The 6,710-nt window shown below is 67.5% G+C and carries 6 protein-coding genes, 1 other RNA gene and 1 pseudogene; all 8 read right to left on the bottom strand.

The genetic code is table 11. The features are described 5' to 3' along the window. Nucleotides 1-480, bottom strand: a pseudogene (locus tag ACFI33_RS09105) (hypothetical protein); the annotation flags it as partial. Between the two features lie 150 nt (nt 481-630). Further along, entirely contained in the window at nt 631-1,056 is a 426-nt protein-coding gene (locus ACFI33_RS09100; protein WP_462623959.1) for a hypothetical protein, read from the bottom strand. A 400-nt stretch (nt 1,057-1,456) separates the two neighbouring features. Beyond that, nucleotides 1,457-1,666: a helix-turn-helix transcriptional regulator gene (locus ACFI33_RS09095; protein ID WP_145032001.1), complete on the bottom strand. Its 210-nt coding sequence runs from the start codon at nt 1,664-1,666 to the stop codon at nt 1,457-1,459. Between the two features lie 998 nt (nt 1,667-2,664). Continuing rightward, a complete protein-coding gene (locus tag ACFI33_RS09090; RefSeq protein ID WP_462623958.1) occupies nt 2,665-3,903 on the bottom strand; it encodes a tyrosine-type recombinase/integrase in 1,239 nt (412 codons plus the stop codon). Between the two features lie 171 nt (nt 3,904-4,074). Beyond that, nucleotides 4,075-4,446: a transfer-messenger RNA gene (gene ssrA / locus ACFI33_RS09085) on the bottom strand. 135 nt (nt 4,447-4,581) lie between these two features. Then, nucleotides 4,582-5,097: an SsrA-binding protein SmpB gene (gene smpB / locus ACFI33_RS09080; protein ID WP_044659238.1), complete on the bottom strand. Its 516-nt coding sequence runs from the start codon at nt 5,095-5,097 to the stop codon at nt 4,582-4,584. A gap of 129 nt (nt 5,098-5,226) precedes the next feature. Continuing rightward, nucleotides 5,227-5,892, bottom strand: a complete 666-nt coding sequence (locus ACFI33_RS09075; RefSeq protein WP_063190316.1) for a CoA transferase subunit B — start codon at nt 5,890-5,892, stop codon at nt 5,227-5,229. Next, nucleotides 5,889-6,698 (bottom strand): CoA transferase subunit A, encoded by an 810-nt coding sequence (locus tag ACFI33_RS09070; protein WP_144818295.1) that lies wholly within the window; start codon nt 6,696-6,698, stop codon nt 5,889-5,891. Before ACFI33_RS09070 ends, ACFI33_RS09075 begins: the two co-directional genes overlap by 4 nt. Nucleotides 6,699-6,710 lie beyond the last annotated feature (12 nt).

Raw genomic sequence — 6,710 nt, 5'->3', positions numbered from 1 at the left:
CAGGGTGCGCGTTCGCAGGTCCAACGTCCCGTTGGCGACGTTCAGCAGGTACGGGTCAGCGTCGAGGGCAGACACCGGCACCCGGATACCGGGCAGGGTGGCCGCGATGTCCAGGACGCCGCGAATGCCGGCGGCGTTCTCGCACCGGCGCACATCATCACGCAGGTTGCGGTCACCGTCGTGGGACTCGGCCAGAGCGGAGCGCAGCACGTCGTGCACGGCACGTTCAGCGGCGGCGGTCTCATCCGGTGCCCACCGTGTTCCGTCCCAGTGGTGCCAGTCCATGCCGTTGACGTACATCAAACGGCCCTCATAGGCCTCGGCGAGCCGGTGGGCCATGCGGAGTTGTCCCCGGTGCTGCTCCCCCAGGCGCTCAGGTGCGGGCGTCTGCTCGGCGTAGAGGTCGGGCGCGAAGTAGTCCGGGCGCTCACGGGTTGCAGTGCTCAGGTCGATCTCTTCCAGGTCATGCGGCGTGGTCAAGGTCGGCCACCTCCTCGGCGCGTGCGGCGGTGTGCCAGGTGCGGAATCGGGCCAATCGGTCCGGTCTCTCTGGTCGAACCGGACGGACCGGACGGACCGGACGAATAGGCCGAACCGTCCGTCTCATCCGTCATGTCGAGTTCTTCGAGATCATGCGGCGTCAACGTAGATACCCCCTGCCCCCATCGTCCGTTCGGTCACCACGCGGCCCCCGTCTGCATCATGTTCGCCGTAACGAAACACCTGGTCTCCGACGAATCCGGCCACCTGGCAGAACACGCAGCGGCACCACCCATCAGCAGGTGCGCCCTTGCACGCGGCACACTCACAGTCGGCCCACCACGAGCGTTTAGCGTTCGCGTCCCACTGCTTGCGTGCGGCCTGGGCGCGGAGGGCACGGGATGACTGGTAGTCGATCTGTTCGGCCACGAGGTCGGCGCGTCCGGCGTTGTAGCCCTGGCGGTACACCTCGGTATCGGTCAGCCCGGCCAGTACGTGTGCGAGGGCGCGGGCCGCGTCCCCGCACGCACAGGTGGGCGCGAATGTCTCAGCGATCTTGCGCAGCAGCTCAGACACGGGCCTCACCTCCGTAGGTCTCCGGCACGAGACGGCACAGGACCACCTCGGCCCGGTGGCCGCGCGTGACGGCGCGGGCAGCAGCCCTCTCCGCAGCCTTCAGGCTGAAGAAGATCCGGCGACGGTGGCGGGGTTCGGGGTCGTCTGGCACTGTCACCACGAGCACGAAAACGCCCGCGACAAGATCCGATGAATCCGGTAAAATAAGAGACAGATTCGGGTCTTCGGTAGGTGCTGAATCGGTGTGGTTGGACGCCGCTCCCGGGGTGAGGGGGCGGCGTTCATTCTTGCTAGGGAACATTGGTTTTCCGATCTGCGCCGGGTGGCGCATCGTGACGGGCCGGGCTCTCCTTTTGTTCCCTCCCCGGCGTCATCATTGGTGAGGTGTGCGGTTGCGGGGTCAGCCGTTCACAGCTGCGAACGTGGCGGGGTTTACCTCCTTCACGGCTCGGTCGAGATCGGCGCGACGGAATCGGATAGCGCGCTGTCCGATGCGGTACGCCTTGACTTCTCCACGGGCCACCATGCGGCGGAATGTGGATTCTGAAATCCCGAGGTATTCGGCTGCGGTCTTGGTGTCGAACTCGAACGGGGTGGGGGTGTGCTTCACGGCGGGTTCCTTTCTGTGGGCACAAAAAAAGCCCCTTGCGGGGCTGGGTACGAAAAAGGCCGCCCCGTGTGGGACGGCCTAAGAATGGGTGGGGTGGCTGGGGGGCTTACGGCTGGAGGCGCTCCTCTCTGCACTGCCGTGTGGTGTTGTGCCGTGGCCGTTTCTGTTCTGGGGCTGGGCACGAGAAAGGCCGCCCCTCAGACGAGTGGCGACCTAAACACACAGTAGGTGACAGGTGGGGCGGTGTCAAGCGTATGCGCGAGCACTCACCCGCGCCGGGCTGGGCACAACAAAGGCCGCCCCGTGTGGGACGGCCTGGAAATGGGCACGTTGGAGGTACTTTTAGCGGTTGGAGGCGAACCTCTCTGACCGACCGTCGTGCAACGGATTTTGGGCGCGCTTCTTAGCGATCCTGTCTACGTCGCCGGCGGGCCAGCGAGCGGAGCCCTCCCCCCCAATCCTCCGAGTGAAACTCAGCAGGGCCGGTCCCGTGGTCTCCGGCATGACGGGAGCTAGTCGCATTTCTAGCGACTTAATCACAGGCTAGGGCCCGGCGGGGGGAGCTGTCAAGTATGGCCGCAGGTGTTCAACTGTGCGCAACGGGGGCGACGAATACCGCTTCTGAGGGGCCTCATGCCCTGTCAACAACCCACACGGCGCGGGCCGGATTTGGGGATGCCGGGAGTTGGGGTGTCAACGTCCGGGGCGAACCTCGGAGCGGGTAGTCGTCAGGCGATCTGAGCCGAAGAGCATTTAGAAACACTTCTCCCGCTTGTTTTAGGGTACCGCCCACCGTCGCGGGCTGTCAAGCATGGTCACGAACTTTCGTGCGCGCCCCTAATCCATCTCTCAACGCCGGGCACATGGGCCACAGACGGAATCCTCCGACCGATGGTCAGTAGGGCCGGTCCCGTGGTTTCCGGCATGACGGGAGCTAGTCGCATTTCTAGCGACTTATCATCAGGCTACCCTCACGCGGCGGGAGCGGTCAAGCCCGCTCAGGAAATGCCATGCGCGCCGTCACCCATCCCCGCAGTCAGGGTTGCCAGGCGATCCAACGTCGCATGCTGATACACCTTCACCGCCTCAATGTCCGTATGCCCGGCAAAGGCCATGAGGTCGGCCAGGGTCGCGCCCTGGTGCCCCAGGTGTGTCAGAGCACTATGACGCAGGCCGTGCCAGGTGAACGACTCCAACAACGCCACGCGCTCCCCCGGCTCGCGGTCCGCATTCGCCGTCGCCGTGGCGAGGTTCACCGCAGCGACGGCCCTATTGAAATGCTGGCGCACCGTGTTCGGGTGGTGTGGCTCTGGACTGCCAGGGTGGCGGGGAAACAGCAGCGCGTCCGTCTCAGCGGAGTCCATCCCCTCTAGGTGAGTCTCCAGGGACGACACGACGATGGGCGGGACCGGGATAGTCCGGCGTGCCGCACGGGTCTTCGGCGTCTCGATACGTACGCCGCTCCCCCGCGCCTGGACCTGCTCAGCAACGGTGACCGTCCAACGTGAACCGTTGTAGTGGACATGACGGCGGCGCAGGGCGAGGACTTCCCCAATGCGCAGCCCAGCCCAGCCGGACAGCAACACGGCCAGACGCTCCCCCTCGGGCATGTGCTCGGCAATGGCCGCGATCTGCTCGGGCGTGGCAATCTGCTCGTTGCGGTTGGTGGTCCGCTCGGGGGTGCTGAGGTCCAGCCCGGCGGCGGGGTTGTCTTCACACCACGGCTGGAACGTTCGCGCGTCCAGACCTTTGCTCTCCCCCGCCCCGTATGCCCACATAGCGGCGACGTTGCGCACGGCGTCGTGGGGGGCGGTGTCGGCCCACACGCGCGTCTCAGGGCCGGTGACGGACTGCACGGGGCGTGTACCGAACTCGGGCAGGTAGTGGGCGTGTAGACGCCGTTCGTAGGTGTAGATGGTGCCCTGTTTGCGCCCGCGTCGTTTCAGCCATGCAAGCCATGCGGCGGCGAGTTCGGCCACGGTGCGCCCTGCCTGTTCTTGTTCGAGCTGGGCGCGAGCGTTTGCAGCTCGGGCGGCGGCTTTGCGCTCGGCGGGTGGGATGAACACACCTCGGGCGAGGTCGGCGCGGGCGATTTCCAGTGCGGCGCGGGCGTCGCTGATGGTCTGGAAGTAGCCGAGTGAGTGGTGCGCCCCGTCAACCATGATCCGGGCGCGATAGTTGCGCGGCCCGACCTGGGTGATCCCGCGTGGGGTCTTCTTCTTCGGGGGGTTGACCATGCTCACCTCGGCGTCGGGATTCCTGACCGTATGGACAACTTGCGGTCAAGACCCATGCTACCGTGTGACCATCAGCGACCGCCCCTGACCGGGCGGACAGCGAACCACAACCGCATGAAGACGCGAAAAAGCCCCGGAATCGGGGTGATTCCGGGGCCTTCCCGTGGTGGTGAGTGGAGCCGGCGGGAATTGAACCCGCGTCCGATGAGGTGTTGCCGGGTCTTCTCCGGGCGCAGTCTGCTGTGGGTGTTGCTCGGTCCTGGCCGTCCCGCAGACGGGCGGCCAACCCGGACCCAGCCGGATTGATGTCGGCGTCACGACCCCCGGCGAGGGTGACGCCCAGTGGCTATCTAGCTGACGCCACGATCCGAGGCGACAGCGACCTCGGGGTGACGGACTCGATCACTGATCAGGCAGCGAGAGCGAAGTCAGTGCGCTTGGATTCGGCACTTATTGGTTTGCAGAGAGCGTTTGACGAGATGACTCTGCATCCTCGGCCCGCTTCTCCCGACGCGACACACACCGTCGAAACCGATCGGCCCCATGGGGGCGACTCCTCTATGAGGTTGTCAATCACCACTGCAGGCGGAGGGCGCGAGGCCCGCCGGTCCTGAAACCGGCCCTGCGAGAGATACAACGTAGCACGCCCCCGAGGCATTCCCAAGGGGTCCACCGCGCTCAGGCCACGCCGGCGCGCCGGTTGCGCATCCGCATGGCCCGCTGGGCCTCGCGGTTGTCCTGCTGCTCGCGCAGCTTGTGCCGCTTGTCGTATTCGCGGTTGCCGCGCGCGACGCCGATCTCCACCTTCACGCGCCCGTTCAGGAAGTACAGGGACAGCGGCACGATGGTCAGGCCCGGATCCTGGATCTGGCGGGAGATCTTCGTCAGCTCGGCGCGGTGCAGCAGCAGCTTGCGGCGGCGGCGGGCGGCGTGGTTGGTCCACGAGCCGTTGAGGTACTCCGGGATGTAGACCTGCTCGAGCCACAGCTCGTCCCGGTAGAAGACCGCGAAGCCGTCCACGAGCGAGGCCTTGCCCTCGCGCAGCGACTTCACCTCGGTGCCGGTGAGCACCATGCCGGCCTCGTACGTGTCGAGGATGGTGTAGTCGTGGCGCGCCTTCTTGTTGTTGGCGATCACCTGGCGCTCGCCGGGGGCCGGCTGCTTGGCGGCCTTGCCCTTGCTGTTCTTGCCCATGGCCTCACGTCCTTCCAGCGTCCACGGCGACGGCCGCGCCCCGATCAGGGCGCGGCCGTCCAGTCTATCCCGTGCCGGCCCGATGCCCGCCGAGGCGGTGCGCCGGGGCCGCGGGGCGGCGTCGTCGGCTCAGTCCAGCGGCGCGCCGGTGAGCGCGCGGACCTGCTCCTCGGTGATGCCGGGCGCGGTCTCCACGAGCGCCAGGCGGGGCTGTTCCGGGGTGCCGACGACGTCGATCACGGCCAGGTCCGTGATGATGCGGTCGACGACGGCGCGGCCGGTCAGGGGCAGGGTGCACTGGTCGACGATCTTGGGGGTCCCGTCCTTGGACACGTGGTCCATCATGACGATCACGCGGCCGGCGCCGTGGACGAGGTCCATCGCACCGCCCATGCCCTTGACCATCTTGCCGGGCACCATCCAGTTGGCCAGGTCGCCCGCGGCGGAGACCTCCATGCCGCCCAGGACGGCGACGTCGATCTTGCCGCCGCGGATCATGCCGAAGCTCAGCGCGGAGTCGAAGAAGGACGCCCCCGGGTTCACGGTGACGGTCTCCTTGCCCGCGTTGATCAGGTCCGGGTCCACGGCGTCCTCCGTGGGGTACGGGCCCGTGCCGAGGATGCCGTTCTCGGACTGCAGCACCACGGACCGCCCGGCGGGGATGTGGTTGGGGATCAGCGTGGGCATGCCGATGCCGAGGTTGACGTAGGCGCCGTCCGGCAGCTCCTGGGCGGCGCGGGCCGCCATCTGGTCACGACTCAGGCCCTGGGGACGCTCAGTGGTCTGCTCGCTCATGCCTGCTCCTCCCCCGATGCGCGCACGGTGCGCTTCTCGATCCGCTTCTCGATGTCCGTGCCGACCTCCACGATCCGGTGCACGAAGACACCGGGCAGGTGCACGTCATCCGGGTCGATCTCGCCGGGCTCGACGAGCTCCTCCACCTGGGCGATGCACACCCGGCCGGCCATGGCCGCGGGCGGGCCGAACTGGCGGGTGGCCTTGCGGAACACGAGGTTGCCGTGGCGGTCGCCCTTCCAGGCGTGCACGAGGGAGAAGTCGGTGACGATGGAGCGTTCGAGCACATAGGTCTCGGGCTCGTCCGGGGTCTGGCTGAGGTAGCCCTCGCCGAGCACGAACGTGTCCGTGGGCTTGGCCTGCGAGGACTTCACCACGGTGCCGTCCGCGTCGTAGCGCATGGGCAGGCCGCCTTCGGCCACCTGGGTGCCGACGCCGGAGCGGGTGTAGAACGCCGGGATGCCGGCGCCGCCGGCACGGAGCTTCTCCGCGAGGGTGCCCTGCGGGACGAGCTCCACCTCGAGCTCGCCCTCGAGGTACTGGCGGGCGAACTCCTTGTTCTCCCCCACATAGGAGGAGGTCATCTTCCGCAGCCGGCGCGCGCCGAGCAGGAGGCCCAGGCCCCAGCCGTCCACGCCGCAGTTGTTGGAGACGACGGACAGGTCCGTGGCGCCCTGCTCGAGCAGGGCCTCGATGAGCTGCACGGGGTTGCCGGAGAGTCCGAAGCCGCCGACGGCCAGGGACGCGCCGTCCGGCACATCCGCCACCGCCTCGGCGGGCGTGGCCACGGTCTTGTCGAGAGCCATGTCCGGGGTCCT

This window comes from Micrococcus sp. PSi08, from assembly GCF_054960655.1.
This window is presented reverse-complemented; position numbering and strand designations above follow the sequence as displayed.

Coding starts and splice junctions, on each gene's coding strand:
- ACFI33_RS09090 (WP_462623958.1), bottom strand. CDS start 3,903: ATGGTCAACCCCCCGAAGAAGAAGACCCCACGCGGGATCACCCAGGTC.
- smpB (WP_044659238.1), bottom strand. CDS start 5,097: ATGGGCAAGAACAGCAAGGGCAAGGCCGCCAAGCAGCCGGCCCCCGGC.
- ACFI33_RS09075 (WP_063190316.1), bottom strand. CDS start 5,892: ATGAGCGAGCAGACCACTGAGCGTCCCCAGGGCCTGAGTCGTGACCAG.
- ACFI33_RS09070 (WP_144818295.1), bottom strand. CDS start 6,698: ATGGCTCTCGACAAGACCGTGGCCACGCCCGCCGAGGCGGTGGCGGAT.